This window comes from Streptomyces sp. CA189 (assembly GCF_056428985.1).
This window is the reverse complement of record NZ_JBWJVM010000026.1, coordinates 1-18,833: the sequence shown is the minus strand read 5'-3', so window position 1 is coordinate 18,833 and position 18,833 is coordinate 1. Positions and strand designations below refer to the sequence as shown.

Sequence of the window (18,833 nt, the reverse complement as noted above, 5' to 3'; positions counted from 1 at the left end):
CCAAGCCCAGACAGCACGGGGGTGCATAAACCATGTTCAGTCGCAGACGGGGGATGGAGACGGCGGGAAGCGCCAGTTCCCAGACATCCGCGACACTGACGCTTCCTCATACGGCGCGGCTGCTCAGCTGCCGGGTTCTCGACACGGTCCACCAGCCGGTCCGGCAGGCCAAGTTCGAGGTGACCGACCCGATAGGCCGACGGATCGTCAGCGGGGAGACCGACCCGTACGGCGGGTTCACGGCGGCGGTGCCGGCGGGCGAGTACCGGCTGTCCGTCACGGCCGAGGGCTACGCGCCCTTCCACGGGGCGACGCTGGTGGGGGACCCGGCGCAGCCCGGCACCGGGGAGATCGTCCTGGATTCGGTGGACCCGCCGCTGCTGCCGCAGCCGGGCCACTGGGAGCTCGACCCGGGGCATTCGTCGATCGGGTTCTCGGCCCGGCACATCGGCTTCGCCCGGATCAACGGACGGTTCAACACCTTCGCCGGCGCGGTGCGCATAGCCGACCGCATGGAGGACTCCTCCATGCACGTGATCATCGACGCGGCGAGCATCAACACCGGGTTGCGGATGCGGGACGACCACCTGCGCTCCGCGGACTTCCTGGACGCGGCCCGCCATCCGACGGTGGAGTTCTACAGCGAGCGGTTCATCCACCGCAGCGGCAGCCGCTGGTCCGTGGCGGGCGCTCTCACCCTCCACGGGGTCAGCCGGTCCGTCACCCTGGACACCCAGTACCTGGGTCTGGGTACGGGGCTGGAGGGCGAGCCGAGGGCGGCCTGCCGGGCGACGGCCGAACTGAACCGCGAGGACTTCACGCTGAACTGGCAGTCGATCCTGGCGCACGGGATCGCGGCGATCGGTTCGAACGTGGAAGTGGTCCTGGACGTGCAGGTCGTGCACAAGGCCTGACCGGGTGGGGTCCAGCGGCTACGGGGCTTCGAGCCAGCCGTCGTACTCGGCGGCGAGTTCGTCCAGGGCCGTGGCGTCCAGCCGTTCGCGCGGGTCCTCGACGACCACGAGCCACTGGGCGTCCTCGGCGTCGTCCTCCCCGGCGAGGGCGTCGCGGACCAGCTGAGGTTCCTCCGGGAGGCCGAAGCGGTCGACCACCTCCCGCGCCACCTCCTCGGCGGTGTCGCGGTCGGGCAGGACCAGTACATGTCGCACGTTCACCCGGACATTCTCGGCTACGGGGGAGGGGGCCGCGGAAGGGGGGCGTGCAGGGGGGCCGGGGCGCGAGGGTCTGTCAGTGCGGCGTGGGATGCTGGAGCCGATGGCCACCAGGAAGAATTCCACCGACGATCCGCTCGCCCCGATCACCCTCGCGGTGGGGCAGGAGGACCTGCTGCTCGACCGCGCCGTGCGGGAGGTCGTGACGGCGGCGCGAGCCGCGGATGCCGACACGGACGTGCGTGACCTCGCCTCCGAACAGCTTCAGCCCGGCACCCTGGCCGAGTTGACCAGCCCCTCGCTCTTCTCGGAGCGCAAGGTGCTGGTGGTGCGCAACGCGCAGGACCTCTCGGCCGACACGGTCAAGGAGGTCAAGGCGTACCTCGACGCGCCGTTCGAGGAGATCGCCCTCGTCCTCCTGCACGCGGGCGGCGTCAAGGGCAAGGGCCTGCTGGACGCCGCGCGCAAGGCGGGTGCCCGGGAGGTCGCCTGTCCGAAGATGACGAAGCCGGCGGACCGGCTGGCGTTCGTGCGGGGAGAGTTCCGGACGCTGGGCCGTTCGGCCACGCCCGAGGCCTGCCAGACGCTGGTCGACGCGATCGGCAGCGACCTGCGGGAGCTGGCGAGCGCGGCGGCGCAGCTGTGCGCGGACGTCGAGGGCACGATCGACGAGGCCGTGGTGGGCCGCTACTACACCGGCCGGGCCGAGGCGTCGAGCTTCACCGTCGCCGACCGGGCGGTCGAGGGGCGCGCCGCGGAAGCCCTGGAGGCCCTGCGCTGGTCCCTGTCCACCGGGGTGGCTCCGGTCCTGATCACCAGCGCGCTGGCCCAGGCGGTACGGGCGATCGGGAAGCTGGCCTCGGCCCCGAGGGGGGCCCGTCCCGGGGACCTCGCGCGTGACCTCGGCATGCCGCCGTGGAAGATCGACCGGGTCCGGCAGCAGATGCGGGGGTGGTCGGCGGATGGTGTCGCGGACGCGTTGCGTGCGGTGGCCGATGCGGATGCGGGGGTCAAGGGCGGGGGCGACGACCCGGAGTACGCGCTGGAGAAGGCGGTCGTCGCGGTCGCCCGGGCGGCGCGGACCCGCCGGGGCTAGCCCCGGGCCCCGGAACCTGGCCCCAGTTCCCGGTGGGGACCAGCTTCCGGAGCCGAGCCCCGAGCCCCGAGCCCCGGTAGCGATTGCAGGGGTCGATCTGCCGACGCCGGTGTGTGGGTGCGGGTGGTGAGCCCTGCGGGGCTGTCCCCTACCCGCCCTTCGCCCGTTCCCCGGGCGCTGCCCGGACCCGGTCCTCAAACGCCGGACGGGCTGGATTGGCGTTGCCCGGGTCTGGTCCTCAAACGCCGGACGGGCTGGATTGGCGTTGCCCGGGTCTGGTCCTCAAGGGCGGGACGGGCTGGATTGGCGTTGGCCGGGTTTGGTCCTCAAGTGCCGGACGGGATGGATTGGCCTTGGCCTGAGTTGTATGGGGCTGGGTGGTCAGTGGGCCATTGCGTGGGGTGATGTGGGGTCGGGGTGGCCGGGGGGGAGGAGGAGGGGGGTGGCCAGGGCAAGGGCCAGGGCCGGGTAGGCGAGGGTGGTGAAGTCGGCTGAGGCCAGGGCGGCTATGGCTAGGGCCGCGCCCAGTTCGTGTGAGGTGCCGACCAGACCCGACGCCAGGCCGGTGTGGGCAGGGGCCACTTCGGACAGCGCCGAGGTCGTGGCGCACACGAATGCCGCGCCGAGTCCGAGGGCCAGCAGGGAGAAGCCGGGGACCAGGCCCGACCAGAGGCCGCCCAGGGAGGTGAGCGCCGCGCCCGCGGCGGCCAGGGTGAACGCCGCCGCGCCGACCGGGCGCCAGCCGAAGCGGGGGAGCAGCCGGGAGCCCAGGTGGGCGCCCGCGGTGGCGGCCACCGCCGCCGGGAGGAAGGCCAGCCCGGTGACCAGGGGGCTCCGCCCGAGGGAGTGCTGGATGTGCAGGGAGCTCAGGTAGAACCCCGTCACGAGCAGGCCCGCCGCCCCCAGCATCACGGTGCTGCCGCCCAGCAGGGAGCGCCGGCCCGGCATGGCGGGGGGCATCAGCGGGTTGGTGGAGCGGCGTTCGGTCGCCACCAGGAGGGCTCCCGCGGCCAGGGCGCCGAGGATCGGGAGCCAGGAGCGTTCGGTCAGCCCGTAGACGAGTGCGGCCGCGGCCAGGGTCGGCAGGAGGATCGCAGGCACGTTCATCGGTGTCCGGCGGCCCGGACCCGCCGCGTGGCCGGTGTGGCGGAGCCGGCGGCCCAGCAGGAGGGGGACCCCGAGCAGGGCGAGCACTCCGACGGGCAGGTTGAGGTAGAAGATCCAACGCCAGCCGGGGCCGTCGGTGAGGATCCCGCCGAGCAGGACCCCGAGGGCCGCGCCGGTGCCGCCGATCGCGGCCCAGGCGCCGAGGGCGCGGTGCCGGGCGGGGCCCTGGAACAGGGTCGTGACCAGGGACAGGGCCGCCGGTGAGAGCAGGGCCGCACCGACGCCTTGCGCGGAGCGGGCCGCGATCAGCGTGGCGGCGTCCGTCGCGAGCCCGGAGGCCGCCGAGGCGGCGGTGAAGAGGGCCAGCCCGGTCAGAAAGGTCCGCACCGCGCCGAACCGGTCCGCGAGCCGCCCGCCGGCCATCAGGAGGGCGCCGAAGAACAGGGTGTACGCCGTGACGACCCAGGCCAGGCCGGCGCCGGAGAGGGAGAGGTCGGCGCCGATGGCGGGGAGGGCGACGTTCACGACGGTGACGTCGGCGATGAGCATGAACTGGGCCAGGCAGAGGAGGGTGAGGAGGAGGCCACGGCGTGGGTGTGGGTGTGAGTCCTGGTTCCGGTCGTGGTCGCGGTCGGGGGCGGGCGGGGCGTGTGAGGGCATGGTGGAGCCGCTCCTAAACTTAACAGGGGTGTTAGGGATTGAGTATGCGGCTTCGCCCGGGGAATGTGAACACTGGTGTTAACTTTGTTGGCATGGTCTCCGACGCACCCCGCCCCCGCCGCGCAGACGCCGAGCGCAACACCGCCGCGATCGTCGATGCCGGACTGGACTGTTTCCTCGCCGATCCGCAGGCGAGCATGGCCGCCGTCGCCCGTGCCGCCGGAGTCAGCCGCGTCACGCTCTACTCGCACTTCCCGACCCGCGAGGCCCTTCTCGACGCTGCCCTCGACCGGGCTGTCGACGAGGCCGCCGCCACCTTGGAGGCGCTCGACGGTGAGGCCGAAGAGGGCGGGGCGGAAGAGTCGCTCGCGCTACTCATCCGCAGCTCGTGGCGGGTTCTCGATCGGCACTCCGCGGTGTTCGCGGCCGTCTCCGCGGCACTGCCGCCCGAGCGGCTGCGCGAGCGCCACGACCGGATCCTCGCTCCCGTCCGCCGGCTGATCGCCCGGGGCCGGGAGAGCGGCGAGCTGCGCGCCGACCTGTCCGCGGACTGGCTGGTCACGGTCGTCTACAGCCTGGTCCACGCGGCCGCCGCCGAGGTCCAGGCCGGGCGGATGACCCCCGCCGAGGCCCCGGAGGTCCTCACGGCCACCGTCCTCGCCGCCGTCGCGGTCCGCCCCGCCGCGCCCGAAGGGTCCCCGAGGCAGGCCTGAGGCCTGAGGAACTCCCGTACGGCTCGTGGATGGTTGGGAACCCGTCCGGGCCCGGAGTCCCGTGCCGCCGGGAACACTGAGCGGTCCGGAGTCCCGTCCCGTGCGGTCCGGAGTCCCAGAGGGGAAGGAGTCCTCGGCCGCCGAGAGCCCTGTCCGGGCGGAGTGCCGTGCGGCCGGGAGGTGAGTGGGGCGGAGTTAGTTCTGTTCGGGCCGATTCCCGTGCGGCCCGAGTCCTGGGCGGCCCAAGGCCCGTACGGCCCGGAGCCCCGTGCGGCCCAAGGCCCGTGCGGCCCAAGGCCCGTACGGCCCAAGGCCCGTACGGCCCGGAGCCCCGTACGGCCCAGAGCCCCGTACGGCCCGGAGCCCCGCCAGCGCGGGTATGTCTGGGGGGCCCGCACCAGGTGCCGGGCATGCCGAAGGCCCCGGCTGCTGCCCTGGGGAAGGGAGGCGGCCGGGGCCTTCGGTTACTTCTGGGGTTGCACCGCACCCGCGTGGCGAACGCTTCGTGTGCGGCGCGGAGTGCCGGTCGGGAGCGGGAGAGAGGGCCCGCTGGATCCCTGCCCGGCGATCACATCAGGGGCTCAGCCCTGAAGGGAGGCAACCTTGATCGCCAGCGCCGACTTCTTGTTGGCGGCGGCGTTCTTGTGGATGACACCCTTCGAGACGGCCTTGTCGAGCGCGCGGGAAGCGGCGCGGGAAGCCACGGTGGCCTTCTCGACGTCACCGGCGACGACGGCCTCACGGGCCTTGCGGATGGCGGTCTTGAGCGAGGACTTGACGGCCTTGTTGCGAAGGCGAGCCTTCTCGTTCGTCTTGTTGCGCTTGACCTGGGACTTGATGTTCGCCACGAAAGAGCCTTTGCAGGTTCAGAGATTTGATCTTCGGATTGTGTCCCGTAGAGCTAGAGGGCACACGAGACACAGCTGCTCAGGTTACCAGCTGCCTTCCGACCGGCCCAAACTGAGCGCACTCCCCGGTTCATGGGACCATGGGAGTCTGCGTATAGATCCGACTAGACCCGACCAGATCTGGTTTCGCGCAGACCGACGCCCACACTTCGTTCCGACTGCGACCCGAGAATCAGGACACTGCGTGCCCGCGATCCCCAGCCACGTGCCCGAGCCGAGCCGTACCGACCCGGCGCTGATCCGCAATTTCTGCATCATCGCGCACATCGACCACGGCAAGTCGACCCTTGCCGACCGGATGCTCCAGCTCACCGGTGTGGTGGACTCGCGGCAGATGCGCGCCCAGTACCTCGACCGCATGGACATCGAGCGTGAGCGCGGCATCACGATCAAGTCCCAGGCTGTCCGGCTGCCCTGGGCGCCGAACACGGGCGAGGACATGGGCAAGACCCACATCCTCAACATGATCGACACTCCGGGGCACGTCGACTTCACCTACGAGGTCTCGCGCTCGCTGGCGGCCTGCGAGGGCACGGTCCTCCTGGTGGACGCGGCCCAGGGCATCGAGGCCCAGACCCTCGCCAACCTGTACCTGGCGATGGAGAAGGACCTCGCGATCGTCCCGGTCCTGAACAAGATCGACCTGCCGGCCGCCCAGCCGGAGAAGTTCGCCGAGGAGCTGGCGAACCTGGTCGGCTGCCAGCCCGAGGACGTCCTGCGCGTATCGGCGAAGACCGGTCTCGGCGTGGACGTGCTGCTCGACAAGATCGTCGCCACGGTCCCGGCCCCGGTCGGTCCCAAGGACGCCCCGGCCCGCGCGATGATCTTCGACTCCGTCTACGACTCCTACCGCGGTGTCGTCACGTACGTGCGTGTGGTCGACGGGCAGCTCAACAAGCGCGAGCGCATCCGGATGATGTCCACCGGCGCCACACACGAGCTGCTGGAGATCGGCGTCTCCTCCCCGGAGATGACCCCGGCCGACGGCATCGGCGTCGGCGAGGTGGGCTACATCATCACCGGCGTGAAGGACGTACGTCAGTCCAAGGTCGGTGACACCATCACCAGCCTGCACAACGGCGCGACCGAGGCCCTCGGCGGCTACAAGGACCCGCGTCCGATGGTCTTCTCGGGCCTGTACCCGCTCGACGGCTCGGACTACCCCGACCTGCGCGAGGCCCTGGACAAGCTCCAGCTCAACGACGCCGCGCTCGTCTACGAGCCGGAGACCTCGGCGGCGCTCGGCTTCGGCTTCCGCGTCGGCTTCCTCGGCCTGCTCCACCTGGACGTGGTGCGCGAGCGCCTGGAGCGCGAGTTCGGGCTCGACCTGATCGCCACCGCGCCGAACGTGGTCTACCGCGTCGTCATGGAGGACGGCAAGGAAGTCTCCGTCACCAACCCGAGCGAGTTCCCCGAGGGCAAGATCTCGGACGTGTTCGAGCCGGTCGTCCGGGCCACCCTGCTCGCGCCCTCCGAGTTCATCGGCGCGATCATGGAGCTCTGCCAGCAGCGCCGCGGCACCCTTCTCGGGATGGACTACCTCTCCGAGGACCGGGTCGAGATCCGCTACACCCTCCCGCTCGCGGAGATCGTCTTCGACTTCTTCGACCAGCTGAAGTCCAAGACGCGCGGCTACGCCTCCCTCGACTACGAGCCCACCGGCGAGCAGTCCGGCAGCCTGGTCAAGGTCGACATCCTGCTGCACGGCGACAAGGTCGACGCCTTCTCCGCCGTCTGCCACAAGGACGCGGCCTACGCCTACGGCGTGCGGCTGGTCGCCAAGCTGCGCGAGCTCATCCCGCGGCAGGCCTTCGAGATCCCGATCCAGGCGGCCGTCGGCTCCCGCGTCATCGCCCGAGAGACCATCCGCGCCATCCGCAAGGACGTCCTCGCCAAGTGCTACGGCGGTGACATCTCCCGTAAGCGGAAGCTGCTGGAGAAGCAGAAGGAAGGCAAGAAGCGCATGAAGATGGTCGGCTCCGTGGAGGTCCCGCAGGAGGCCTTCATCGCCGTCCTCTCCAGCGACGAGTCCGGCGGCAAGAAGAAGTAGCCGCCGCGACCGTCCTCGGACGCGAAGCAGGCCCCCGTGCTCCGGCGCGGGGGTCTGTTTCGTTATGAATCGGCGCCCCGGGGCCTCTTACGCGCCAGGCGGAGGGCCCCTAGTCTGATCACTGATCGTTGGTTACTCGCCAGTTTTTCTGGCGTTCGGATGCTGCCAAGCCCTGACTCAGCCACCCACCCTGACCCACCACCCGGTCAGTCAGCCCCTGTGCGAACAGGCCCCTGCCGCGTGGTCCGGAGGATGTCCGTGAGCGACACACAGACCTTGATCGAGAACCGCCCGCCCACCGTGGCGACCCTCTTCCTGGAGCGTGTCGCCGCCACGCCGAACGGCGAGGCCTACCGGTACCCGGTCCCCGCCGCCGATGGGCAGGGCGGCCCGGACGACTGGAAGTCGCTCAGCTGGGGCCAGGCCGCCGAGCGGGTTTTCGCCATCGCGGCCGGACTCGTCGAGCTCGGGATCCAGCCGGAGCAGCGCGTGGCGCTGTCCTCCAACACCCGGGTGGAGTGGATCCTCGCCGACCTCGGCGTGATGTGCGCCGGCGGCGCCGTGACGACCGTCTACCCGAGCACGAACGCCGAGGAGTCGGCGTTCATCCTCTCCGACTCCGAGAGCCGGATCCTGATCGCGGAGGACGCCGGGCAGCTGGCCAAGGCCCGTGAGCGCCGTGCCGACCTGCCCGAGCTCGCCCACGTGGTGGTCGTGGAGGCGGCCGACGCCGTAGCCGCCGAGGGCGACCCCGAGGGCTGGGTGCTCTCGCTGGCCGACCTGGAGGCGCGCGGCCGCGAGTACCTGGCCAAGCACCCCGAGGTGGTCAAGGAGCGGATCGCGGCCATCACCGCCGACCAGCTCGCCACCCTCATCTACACCTCGGGCACCACCGGGCGGCCCAAGGGCGTGCGGCTGCCGCACGACAACTGGTCGTACATGGCCAAGGCCACCGTGGCCACCGGTCTGATCACCAAGGACGACGTCCAGTACCTCTGGCTGCCGCTCGCGCACGTCTTCGGCAAGGTGCTGACCTCCGGCCAGATCGAGGTCGGCCACGTCACCGCGGTCGACGGCCGCATCGACAAGATCATCGAGAACCTGCCGATCGTCCAGCCGACCTACATGGCGGCCGTTCCGCGCATCTTCGAGAAGGTCTACAACGGGGTCGCGGCCAAGGCCAGGGCCGCCGGCGGTGCCAAGTACAAGATCTTCCGGTGGTCGGTCGACGTCGCCCGCGAGTACGCCAAGGTCACCCAGGACAACTTCCGCCGCACCGGCCGTGCGAGCGCCCCCTTCGGCCTCACCACCAAGCACAAGATCGCCGACGCGCTCGTCTACTCCAAGCTCCGCGAGGCCTTCGGCGGCAACTTGCGCGCCGCCGTCTCCGGCGCCTCCGCCCTCGCCCCCGACATCGGCTACTTCTTCTCCGGCGCCGGCATCCACATCCTGGAGGGCTACGGGCTCACCGAGTCCAGCGCCGCCTCCTTCGTCAACCCCGGCGAGGCCTACCGCACCGGAACCGTCGGCAAGCCGCTCCCCGGCACCGAGGTCCGCATCGCCGACGACGGCGAGGTCCTCCTGCGCGGCCCCGGCATCATGCAGGGCTACCACCAGCAGCCGGAGAAGACCGCCGAGGTGCTGGAGGCCGACGGCTGGCTGCACACCGGCGACATCGGCGAGCTGTCGGCCGACGGCTACCTGCGCATCACCGACCGCAAGAAGGACCTGATCAAGACCTCGGGCGGTAAGTACGTCGCCCCGGCGGAGATCGAGGGCCAGTTCAAGGCGCTCTGCCCGTACGTCTCCAGCATCGTCGTCCACGGCGCCGACCGGAACTTCTGCTCCGCCCTCATCGCCCTCGACGAGCCCTCGATCCTGGTCTGGGCCGCCGAGAACGGCCTGGAGGGCAAGACGTACTCCCAGGTCCTGGCCGCCCCCGAGACGAACCGGCTGATCGAGACCTACGTCCAGACCCTCAACGAGGGCCTCCAGCGCTGGCAGACGGTCAAGAAGTTCCGGCTCCTGCCCCGCGACCTCGACGTGGAGCACGGGGACCTCACCCCGAGCCTCAAGCTGAAGCGGCCGGTCGTCGAGCGCGAGTTCAAGCACCTCATCGAGGAGATGTACGAGGGCTCCCGGGAGGCGTAGCGCGGCGCGGCGCGGGTGCGCAGCACGAGGCGCCGCGCGCGACCGTAAACGACCTTGGGGCAGTGCGGGACAATGGGCGCATGCCTTCCGCACTGCCCGACGGTGAACCCATGCCCGAAGACGGCTCGCTGCCGCTCCACGCCCTGGCGGGAGCCGGGGAGCGGCCGCTCGGGTTCTACCTGCACGTTCCGTACTGCGCCACGCGCTGCGGGTACTGCGACTTCAACACCTACACGGCGACCGAGCTGCGGGGCACCGGCGGTGTGCTCGCCTCCCGGGAGAACTACGCCGACACCCTGATCGACGAGGTCAGGCTGGCCCGCAAGGTCCTCGGGGACGACCCCAGGGCCGTACGGACCGTCTTCGTGGGCGGCGGCACGCCCACGCTGCTGCCCGCCGGCGACCTCGTACGGATGCTCGCGGCCATCCGGGACGAATTCGGGCTGGCCGAGGACGCCGAGGTCACCACCGAGGCCAATCCGGAGTCGGTGAACCCGGAGTACCTGGCGGAGCTGCGCGCGGGCGGCTTCAACCGGATCTCCTTCGGCATGCAGAGCGCCAAGCAGCACGTCCTGAAGGTGCTCGACCGCACGCACACCCCCGGGCGGCCGGAGGCCTGCGTCGCCGAGGCGCGGGCGGCGGGCTTCGAGCACGTGAACCTGGACCTGATCTACGGGACGCCGGGGGAGTCGGACGAGGACTGGCGGGCGTCGCTGACGGCGGCGCTCGGCGCCGGGCCCGATCACATCAGTGCCTATGCGCTGATCGTGGAGGAGGGCACCCAGCTCGCGCGGCGGATCCGCCGGGGCGAGGTCCCGATGACGGACGACGACGTTCACGCGGACCGGTACCTGATCCTCGACTCGGTGATGGCCGAGGCGGGGTACTCCTGGTACGAGGTCTCGAACTGGGCCACCTCCGAGGCCGGGCGCTGCCTGCACAACGAGCTGTACTGGCGCGGGGCCGACTGGTGGGGGGCCGGGCCCGGAGCGCACTCGCACGTGGGCGGGGTGCGGTGGTGGAACGTGAAGCACCCGGGCGCGTATGCGGCGGCGCTGGCGGAGGGGCGGTCGCCGGGGGCGGGTCGTGAGCTGCTCTCGGAGGAGGACCGGCGGGTGGAGCGGATCCTGCTGGAGCTGCGGCTGGTGGACGGGGTGCCGCTGTCGCTGCTCGCGGCGGCGGGGCTGGCGGCCGCTCGCAAGGCCCTCGCGGGCGGGCTGCTGGAAGCCGGGCCGTACGAGGCGGGGCGTGCCGTGCTGACGCTGCGGGGGCGGCTCTTGGCCGACGCGGTGGTCAGGGACCTGGTCGACTGACCCCGTCCGGGGTGGGGCAGCCCTGCGGGGCCGTCCCCTACCCGCCCTTCCACCGTTCCCCGGGCTCCGCCCGGACCCGTTGCCGCGTGCGGCGCCGTTCCCGGGGGCCAGCCCCCGGACCCCCGCTCCTCAAACGCCGGAGGGGCTGGATTTTCGCCTGCGGCGGCCATATCCAGCCTCGCCGGCGTTTGAGGCGCGGGGTCTGGGGCGGAGCCCCAGGGGGTCCGGGCGGAGCCCGGGGAACGGTGGAAGGGCGGGTAGGGACGGCCCCGCAGGGCTGTCGTGCCCGGCTATGCCGTCACGTGGTCGATCAAGTGCTCCACCGCGCCCAGGAGGGTGGGCTCCAGGTCCTTGTACGAGGTCACGCGGGACAGGATGTGCTGCCAGGCGGCTCCGGTGTTCTCCGGCCAGCCCAGGGCCCGGCAGATGCCCGTCTTCCAGTCCTGGCCGGGCGGGATGACCGGCCAGGAGCGGATGCCGAGGGCGGAGGGCTTCACCGCCTGCCAGACGTCCACGTACGGGTGTCCCACGATCAGGACGTGCGGGGAGGTCACGGAGGCGGCGATGCGGGACTCCTTGGAGCCCGGGACCAGGTGGTCCACCAGGATGCCCAGCCGGGCGTCGGCGGCGGGGGCGAAGTCGGCGACCACCGACGGGAGGTCGTCGATGCCCTCCAGGTACTCCACCACGACGCCCTCGATCCGCAGGTCGTCGCCCCAGACCCGTTCGACCAGTTCGGCGTCGTGGCGGCCCTCCACGTAGATCCGGCCCGCCCGGGCCACCCGCGCGCGGGCCCCGGGGACGGCGATGGAGCCCGAGGCCGTACGGGCCGGGGCGACCGGCCCCCGGACCGGGCGGGTCAGGGTCACCACCGCGCCGTCCAGGAGGAAGCCACGGGGTTCGAGGGGGAAGACGCGGCGCTTGCCGAAGCGGTCCTCCAGGGTGACCGTGCCCGCCTCGCAGGCCACCACCGCGCCGCAGAAGTCCGTACCCGCCACCTCGACCACCAGATCGGGATCGGCCGGCACCTCCGGGACGGGCTTGGCGCGCTTCCACTGCGGGGTCAGGTCGGGGGAGTACTCACGCATCCGGCCGAGGGTAGGAGAGCGGGCCGCCTCAGGTGTCCGACACGCCGAAACGGGCCGCCAGTGTGTCGCGTTGGGCACGCACGAAGGCCGCGTCGACCACCGCTCCGTGACCCGGCACGTACAGAGCGTCGTCCCCGCCCAGGGCGAGGAGCCGGTCCAGGGCGGCCGGCCACTGCCGGGGCACCGCGTCCGGACCCGCCTGCGGCTCGCCCGATTCCTCGACCAGGTCGCCGCAGAAGACCACCTCGCGGGCTCCGGGCACGAAGACGGCCAGATCGTGCCGGGTGTGCCCCGGGCCCACGTTCGCCAACAGCACCTGCACCCCGCCGAGGTCGAGGGTCCACTCGCCCGACACCAGGTGCCGGGGGAGCACCAGCAGGTCCGCCGCCTCGGCCGCCTCGGCCTCCGCCAGGCCGTGCCGGACCGCGTCGGACCGCAGCTCGTCCCGGCTCACGGAAAGCAGGGAGTCCAGCCCGACCGGACCGTAGACCTCGGCCCCCGCGAACGCCGCACCGCCCAGTACGTGGTCGAAATGTCCGTGTGTGAATGCGAGATGGGTCACGCGCCGGCCCGCCAGCCGCTCCGCCTCGGCCCGCACCAGCGCACCTTCCCGCAGGCAGGACCCCGGGTCGATCAGAAGGGCGGAATCCTCGCCCACCACCAGGCCCACGGTGCAGTCCCACACCGGCAGGCGCTTGCGGCCGGCCCGTTCTGTGAGCTGTTCCCAGCCCGCCTCTTCCCAACGCACGTCCATGCCGCGACGCTACCTTGGCGGGCCGCCCTTGCTGCGGGCGTACCACCCCGCCGTACACTGACCGGGGGATCTCTGGCACTCGAACGCTCAGAGTGCCAACAGACCGAGCCGGTTTTCGCAGCAGGAGCCGGCCGGAGCAACGGACGACGGAAACGATGGAGGTGTGCGCGATGCTCAGCGAACGCAGACTCGAAGTGCTGCGCGCCATCGTCCAGGACTACGTCGGGACGGAGGAGCCGGTCGGCTCCAAGGCGCTCACCGAGCGGCACCGGCTCGGCGTCTCGCCCGCCACCGTGCGCAACGACATGGCCGTGCTGGAGGACGAGGGCTACATCGCCCAGCCCCACACCAGCGCCGGCCGGATCCCCACCGACAAGGGCTACCGCCTCTTCGTCGACAAGCTGGCGGGGGTCAAACCGCTGTCGACGCCCGAGCGCCGGGCCATCCAGAACTTCCTCGACGGGGCCGTGGACCTCGACGACGTCGTCGGCCGTACGGTGCGGCTGCTCGCGCAGCTCACCCGGCAGGTCGCCGTCGTCCAGTACCCGTCGCTGACCCGGTCCACCGTCCGGCACGTGGAGCTGCTCTCGCTGGCCCCGGCCCGCCTGATGCTCGTCCTCATCACGGACACCGGCCGGGTCGAGCAGCGGATCGTCGACTGCCAGGCCCCCTTCGGGGAGGCCTCGCTCGCGGACCTGCGGGCCCGTCTCAACAGCCGGGTCGTCGGCCGCCGGTTCACCGACGTGCCGCCGCTGGTGCAGGACCTTCCGGAATCCTTCGAGAACGAGGACCGGGTGACGGTGCGAGCCGTCCTCGACACCCTCCTCGAAACGCTGGTGGAGGAGGCGGAGGAGCGGCTGATGATCGGCGGCACCGCCAACCTCACCCGCTTCGGACACGATTTTCCCCTGACGATCAGGCCGGTGCTCGAAGCGCTGGAGGAGCAGGTCGTGCTCCTCAAGCTGCTGGGCGAGGCCAGTGAGTCGGGAATGGCCGTAAAGATCGGGCATGAGAACGCCTACGAGGGACTGAACTCCACGTCCGTCGTCTCGGTCGGCTACGGTTCGGGCGGCGAAGCAGTCGCCAAACTCGGCGTGGTCGGACCGACCCGCATGGACTACCCCGGAACGATGGGAGCGGTACGCGCAGTGGCACGTTACGTCGGACAGATCCTGGCGGAGTCGTAAGTGGCCACGGACTACTACGCCGTTCTCGGCGTGCGCCGCGACGCATCGCAGGACGAGATCAAGAAGGCATTCCGGCGGCTCGCACGCGAGCTGCACCCGGATGTGAACCCCGATCCCAAGACGCAAGAGCGTTTCAAGGAGATCAACGCCGCCTACGAGGTCCTCTCGGACCCGCAGAAGAAGCAGGTCTTCGACCTCGGCGGCGACCCGCTGTCCTCCTCGGGCGGCGGCGGAGCCGGCGGCTTCGGAGCGGGCGGCTTCGGCAACTTCTCCGACATCATGGACGCCTTCTTCGGCCAGTCCTCGCAGCGCGGACCGCGCTCGCGGACCCGCCGCGGCCAGGACGCCATGATCCGCCTCGACCTGGAACTGGACGAGGCCGCCTTCGGCACGACCAAGGACATCCAGGTCGACACGGCCGTCGTCTGCACCACCTGCTCCGGCGAGGGCGCCGCCCCCGGCACCTCCGCGCAGACGTGTGACATGTGCCGCGGCCGCGGTGAGGTCTCGCAGGTCACCCGGTCCTTCCTGGGCCAGGTCATGACCTCGCGGCCCTGCCCGCAGTGCCAGGGCTTCGGCACCGTGGTCCCGACCCCGTGCCCTGAGTGCGCGGGCGACGGCCGGGTCCGCTCCCGCCGCAGCCTCACCGTCAAGATCCCGGCGGGCGTCGAGAACGGCACCCGGATCCAGCTCGCGGGCGAAGGCGAGGTCGGCCCCGGCGGCGGCCCCGCCGGCGACCTGTACGTGGAGATCCACGAGCTGCCGCACCCGACCTTCCAGCGGCGCGGGGACGACCTGCACTGCACGGTCACCATCCCGATGACCGCGGCGGCCCTGGGCACCAAGTGCCCGCTGGAGACCCTGGACGGCCTGGAGGAGATCGACATCCGGCCCGGCACCCAGTCCGGCCAGGCGATCCCCCTGCACGGCCGGGGCGTCACGCACCTGCGCGGCGGCGGCCGCGGCGACCTGATCGTCCACGTCGAGGTCACCACCCCCGGCAAGCTGGACCCGGCGCAGGAGGACCTGCTGCGCCAGCTGGCGAAGCTGCGCGGCGAGGAGCGGCCGCTCGGCCAGTTCGCGCCGGGCCAGCAAGGCCTGTTCAGCCGCCTGAAGGACGCCTTCAACGGGCGCTGAGCCGCGCGCGGAGCAGCGTACGGGCAGCGTACGAGAACACCTGCGAGCCCGGTCCGGGGATGCCCCGGACCGGGCTCGCGGCATGGCGGACGGCAGGGCGGCGGCGGTATTCAGGCACCCCGCTGAAGGGGACTATGCCAGGCGAATGCCGTGATTCGGTCCCATGAGCGGGACATGGCACGATGCAGCTCATGTCCTCCGCACCGAACGGTCTCTTCGCGTACCCGATCGTGCAGGCGCCCATGGCGGGCGGCGCGTCCTGCCCGCCGCTCGCGGCCGCCGTGTGCGAAGCGGGCGGACTGGGCTTCCTCGCCGGCGGCTACAAAACCGCCGACGGCATGTACCAGGAGATCAAGCGGCTGCGCGCGCTCACCCGCCGCCCCTTCGGCGTCAACCTCTTCCTGCCGCAGACCTCTCACGTGGACCCGGCGGTCGTGGAGGCCTACCGCGGGCACCTCGCCAGCGAGGCCTCCTGGTACGAGATCTCCCTCGCCGACGAGGACATCATCGGCACCAGCGACGACGGCTACGACGCCAAACTGGCCATTCTCATCGAAGACCCGGTACCCGTGGTCTCGTTCACCTTCGGACTGCCCTCGCCCGCGGCCTTCACCTGCCTGCGCAAGGTCGGTACGTACACGATCGCCACCGTCACCACCGTCGAGGAGGCCCGCGCCGCACAGGCGGCCGGCGCCGACGCCGTCTGCGTCCAGGGCATGGAGGCGGGCGGCCACCAGGGCACCCACCGCGACGACCCGCAGGGCGACGGCACGGCCGGGGTCGGCCTGCTCGCGCTCGTCGCACAGGTACGCGAGGCCGTGGTCCTCCCCATCATCGCGGCGGGCGGCCTGATGCGCGGCTCGCAGATCGCCGCGCTGCTCGCCGCGGGCGCGGAGGCCGCGCAGCTCGGCACGGCCTTCCTGGCCTGCCCGGAGTCCGGCGCGCACCCCCTGCACAAGAAGGCGCTGACCGACCCGCTGTTCGTCCGGACCGAGCTCACCCGGGCCTTCTCGGGGCGGCCGGCCCGCGGGCTGGTCAACCGGTTCATGCGCGAGCACGGCCCGTACGCCCCGGCCGCGTACCCGCAGGTCCACCACCTGACCGCGCCGCTGCGCAAGGCCGCCGCCGCGGCCGGCGATCCGCAGGGCATGGCCCTGTGGGCGGGCCAGGGGCACCGGCTGGCGCGGGCCCTGCCGGCCGGCGAGCTGGTGGAGGTGCTCGCGGCGGAACTCGGCGCGGCCCAGCACGTGTTGAAGACAATGCAGATGAGGAGTGCGTCATGACCGCCCCGGTGTTCGTGGTCGAAAAGGTTCCCGCGGGGCCGGAGTTCGTCCTGGACGGCCCCGAAGGCCGCCACGCGGTCGCCGTGAAGCGGCTGGCCCCCGGAGAGGCCCTCGTGCTGACCGACGGCCGGGGCGGCTGGGCCGAGGCCGTCGTGACCGCCGCCGAGGGCAAGGACCGCCTCGTCGTCTCCGTGTCCGGGGTCTTCGAGGAGGCGGAGCCGGCCGTCCGGATCACCGTCGTCCAGGCCCTGCCCAAGGGCGACCGGGGCGAGGTCGCCGTCGAGACCATGACGGAGACCGGCGTCGACGCGATCGTGCCCTGGCAGGCCTCGCGCTGCATCACCCAGTGGCGCGGCGACCGGGGCGCCAAATCCCTCGCGAAGTGGCGGGCCACCGCCCGGGAGTCGGGCAAGCAGTCCCGCCGCGTCCGCTTCCCCGAGGTCGAGGAGGCGCTGTCGACCAAGCAGGTCGCGACCCTGCTCGCCGGGGCCGACCTCGCGGTGGTCCTGCACGAGGACCGGGACGCCCCCTCGGGCGCGCTGGCCACCGCGGACCTGCCCGCCCGGGGCTCGATCGTCCTGGTCGTCGGACCCGAGGGCGGGGTCTCCCCGGACGAACTCGCCGCCTTCGCCGCGGCCGGGGCCCACCCGTACCGGCTGGGCCCCTCGGTCCTGCGCACCTCCACGGCGGGCACGGCCGCGGCGGCCGTCCTGCTGGCGAGGACGGGCCGCTGGTCCTGACGGGACGCCGGCCCTGACCGGTCCGGCGGGCGGCGGTGGATACGATGCCGGAACCGATCACCCGTCACGAAGGGCTCAGCACATGGCCGGGGAACCGCAGGCCGACTGCCTGTTCTGCAAGATCGTCGCGGGGAACATTCCCGCGACGGTCGTCCGGGAGACGGACACGACCGTCGCCTTCCGCGACATCAACCCGCAGGCGCCCACCCACGTCCTCGTCATCCCGAAGGCGCACTACCCCGACGCCGCCTCCCTCGCGGCCGCGGAACCCGGGCTCGCCGCCGACGTCCTGAGCGAGGCCGGCCGCGTCGCGGCCGACGAGGGGCTCGCCGACCGCGGCTACCGGCTCGTCTTCAACACCGGCGCGGGCGCCGGCCAGGTCGTCTTCCACGCCCACGCGCACGTCCTCGGCGGCCGCGGCTTCGAATGGCCCCCGGGATAAACCGTGTCCGTACGAGAACTCGTGGTGCTCGGCACCGCCAGCCAGGTGCCCACCCGCCACCGCAACCACAACGGCTACCTGCTGCGCTGGGACGGCGAGGGCATCCTCTTCGATCCAGGCGAGGGCACCCAGCGCCAGATGCTCCGCGCCGGGGTGGCCGCGCACGACATCAACCGGATCTGCGTCACCCACTTCCACGGGGACCACAGCCTCGGACTCGCCGGGGTCATCCAGCGGATCAACCTCGACCGGGTCCCGCACCCCGTCACCGCCCACTACCCGGCCTCCGGGCAGAAGTTCTTCGACCGGCTGCGGTACGCCACGGCCTACCGCGAGACCGTACGGCTCGCCGAGGAGCCGGTGGCCGAGGACGGGATCCTGGCGCGCGCGGACGCCTACACCCTGGACGCCGTACGGCTCTCGCACCCGGTGGAGTCCTTCGGCTACCGGGTCACGGAGCCCGACGGCCGCCGGATACGGCCCGAACTCCTCGCGCTCCACGGGATCAAGGGGCCGGACGTGGGCCGGATCCAGCGCGAGGGCAGCCTCGGCGGGGTCACCCTCGACGAGGTCAGCGAAGCGCGCGCCGGACAGCGGTTCGCCTTCGTCATGGACACCCGGCTCTGCGAGGGCGTCGAGGCGCTCGCGGCGGGCGCCGACATGCTCGTGATCGAGTCGACCTTCCTCGACGAGGACGTCCAGCTGGCCACCGACCACGGGCACCTCACCGCCGGGCAGGCCGCCCGGGTGGCCCGGGACGGCGGCGTGCGGCACCTCGTGCTGACGCACTTCTCGCAGCGCTACACCGACCCGTACGAATTCGAACGCCAGGCCCGCGCGGCGGGCTTCGAGGGCGAGCTGACGATCGCCGCCGACCTCGTACGGGTCCCCGTGCCGAAGCGGGCCGGATAGCGGGTCCGACCCCTGGGGGCCCGGGGCCCTGCGGGGCTGTCCCCGACCCGCCCTTCCCCCGTTCCCCGGGCTGCGCCCGGACCCCCTGGGGCTCCGCCCCAGACCCCGCGCCTCAAACGC

The 18,833-nt window shown here is 72.0% G+C and carries 17 protein-coding genes; 12 read left to right on the top strand and 5 right to left on the bottom strand.

Translation table 11 applies throughout. The features are described from left to right. Positions 1 to 32: 32 nt before the first annotated feature. Positions 33 to 914, top strand: coding sequence for a YceI family protein (locus tag AC061S_RS20470; RefSeq protein WP_478687404.1), 882 nt, complete (start codon positions 33 to 35; stop codon positions 912 to 914). Positions 915 to 932: 18 nt separating this feature from the next. Here the strand turns inward: AC061S_RS20470 and AC061S_RS20465 are convergent, their stop codons facing one another. Next, positions 933 to 1,175 (bottom strand): hypothetical protein, encoded by a 243-nt coding sequence (locus AC061S_RS20465; protein WP_243334774.1) that lies wholly within the window; start codon positions 1,173 to 1,175, stop codon positions 933 to 935. Between the two features lie 100 nt (positions 1,176 to 1,275). Here AC061S_RS20465 and holA point away from each other — a divergent pair, with 100 nt between their 5' ends. Beyond that, complete coding sequence (gene holA, locus AC061S_RS20460; protein ID WP_478687403.1) at positions 1,276 to 2,268, top strand: DNA polymerase III subunit delta; 993 nt, start codon at positions 1,276 to 1,278, stop codon at positions 2,266 to 2,268. A gap of 381 nt (positions 2,269 to 2,649) precedes the next feature. Here the strand turns inward: holA and AC061S_RS20455 are convergent, their stop codons facing one another. Further along, complete coding sequence (locus AC061S_RS20455; RefSeq protein WP_478687402.1) at positions 2,650 to 4,035, bottom strand: MFS transporter; 1,386 nt, start codon at positions 4,033 to 4,035, stop codon at positions 2,650 to 2,652. A gap of 92 nt (positions 4,036 to 4,127) precedes the next feature. Between AC061S_RS20455 and AC061S_RS20450 the strand changes: the two genes are divergently transcribed. Next, positions 4,128 to 4,748 carry a TetR/AcrR family transcriptional regulator gene (locus AC061S_RS20450; RefSeq protein WP_478687401.1) on the top strand — a complete coding sequence of 207 codons (621 nt, stop codon included), beginning with the start codon at positions 4,128 to 4,130 and terminating at the stop codon, positions 4,746 to 4,748. Between the two features lie 581 nt (positions 4,749 to 5,329). Here the strand turns inward: AC061S_RS20450 and rpsT are convergent. Further along, positions 5,330 to 5,596, bottom strand: a complete 267-nt coding sequence (gene rpsT / locus AC061S_RS20445) for a 30S ribosomal protein S20 (RefSeq protein ID WP_243334768.1) — start codon at positions 5,594 to 5,596, stop codon at positions 5,330 to 5,332. A gap of 244 nt (positions 5,597 to 5,840) precedes the next feature. On the opposite strand from rpsT, the gene lepA reads away from it, so the two are divergent. From lepA to hemW, 3 genes are all read left to right on the top strand, one after another. Beyond that, entirely contained in the window at positions 5,841 to 7,706 is a 1,866-nt protein-coding gene (gene lepA / locus AC061S_RS20440; RefSeq protein WP_478687400.1) for a translation elongation factor 4, read from the top strand. A gap of 258 nt (positions 7,707 to 7,964) precedes the next feature. Then, the gene (locus AC061S_RS20435; protein WP_478687399.1) at positions 7,965 to 9,857 is read left to right on the top strand and encodes an AMP-dependent synthetase/ligase; all 1,893 of its coding nucleotides are present in this window, start codon (positions 7,965 to 7,967) and stop codon (positions 9,855 to 9,857) included. A gap of 80 nt (positions 9,858 to 9,937) precedes the next feature. Next, positions 9,938 to 11,170, top strand: a complete 1,233-nt coding sequence (gene hemW, locus AC061S_RS20430; RefSeq protein ID WP_478687398.1) for a radical SAM family heme chaperone HemW — start codon at positions 9,938 to 9,940, stop codon at positions 11,168 to 11,170. Between the two features lie 290 nt (positions 11,171 to 11,460). Here the strand turns inward: hemW and AC061S_RS20425 are convergent, their stop codons facing one another. Beyond that, positions 11,461 to 12,258: a DUF3097 domain-containing protein gene (locus AC061S_RS20425; RefSeq protein WP_478687397.1), complete on the bottom strand. Its 798-nt coding sequence runs from the start codon at positions 12,256 to 12,258 to the stop codon at positions 11,461 to 11,463. Between the two features lie 28 nt (positions 12,259 to 12,286). After that, positions 12,287 to 13,012, bottom strand: coding sequence for an MBL fold metallo-hydrolase (locus tag AC061S_RS20420; RefSeq protein WP_478687396.1), 726 nt, complete (start codon positions 13,010 to 13,012; stop codon positions 12,287 to 12,289). A 170-nt stretch (positions 13,013 to 13,182) separates the two neighbouring features. Here AC061S_RS20420 and hrcA point away from each other — a divergent pair, with 170 nt between their 5' ends. From hrcA to AC061S_RS20390, 6 genes are all read left to right on the top strand, one after another. Beyond that, positions 13,183 to 14,199 (top strand): heat-inducible transcriptional repressor HrcA, encoded by a 1,017-nt coding sequence (gene hrcA / locus AC061S_RS20415; protein ID WP_478687395.1) that lies wholly within the window; start codon positions 13,183 to 13,185, stop codon positions 14,197 to 14,199. Beyond that, on the top strand, positions 14,200 to 15,336 hold the full coding sequence (dnaJ, locus tag AC061S_RS20410; RefSeq protein ID WP_356514917.1) for a molecular chaperone DnaJ: 1,137 nt from the start codon (positions 14,200 to 14,202) through the stop codon (positions 15,334 to 15,336). Between the two features lie 191 nt (positions 15,337 to 15,527). After that, positions 15,528 to 16,619, top strand: a complete 1,092-nt coding sequence (locus AC061S_RS20405; protein ID WP_478687394.1) for a nitronate monooxygenase — start codon at positions 15,528 to 15,530, stop codon at positions 16,617 to 16,619. After that, complete coding sequence (locus tag AC061S_RS20400; protein WP_478687393.1) at positions 16,616 to 17,359, top strand: 16S rRNA (uracil(1498)-N(3))-methyltransferase; 744 nt, start codon at positions 16,616 to 16,618, stop codon at positions 17,357 to 17,359. Before AC061S_RS20405 ends, AC061S_RS20400 begins: the two co-directional genes overlap by 4 nt. Before the next feature lie 82 nt (positions 17,360 to 17,441). Next, entirely contained in the window at positions 17,442 to 17,801 is a 360-nt protein-coding gene (locus AC061S_RS20395) for a histidine triad nucleotide-binding protein (protein ID WP_478687392.1), read from the top strand. A gap of 3 nt (positions 17,802 to 17,804) precedes the next feature. Continuing rightward, positions 17,805 to 18,713, top strand: coding sequence for a ribonuclease Z (locus AC061S_RS20390; protein WP_478687391.1), 909 nt, complete (start codon positions 17,805 to 17,807; stop codon positions 18,711 to 18,713). The last annotated feature ends 120 nt before the right edge of the window (positions 18,714 to 18,833 follow it).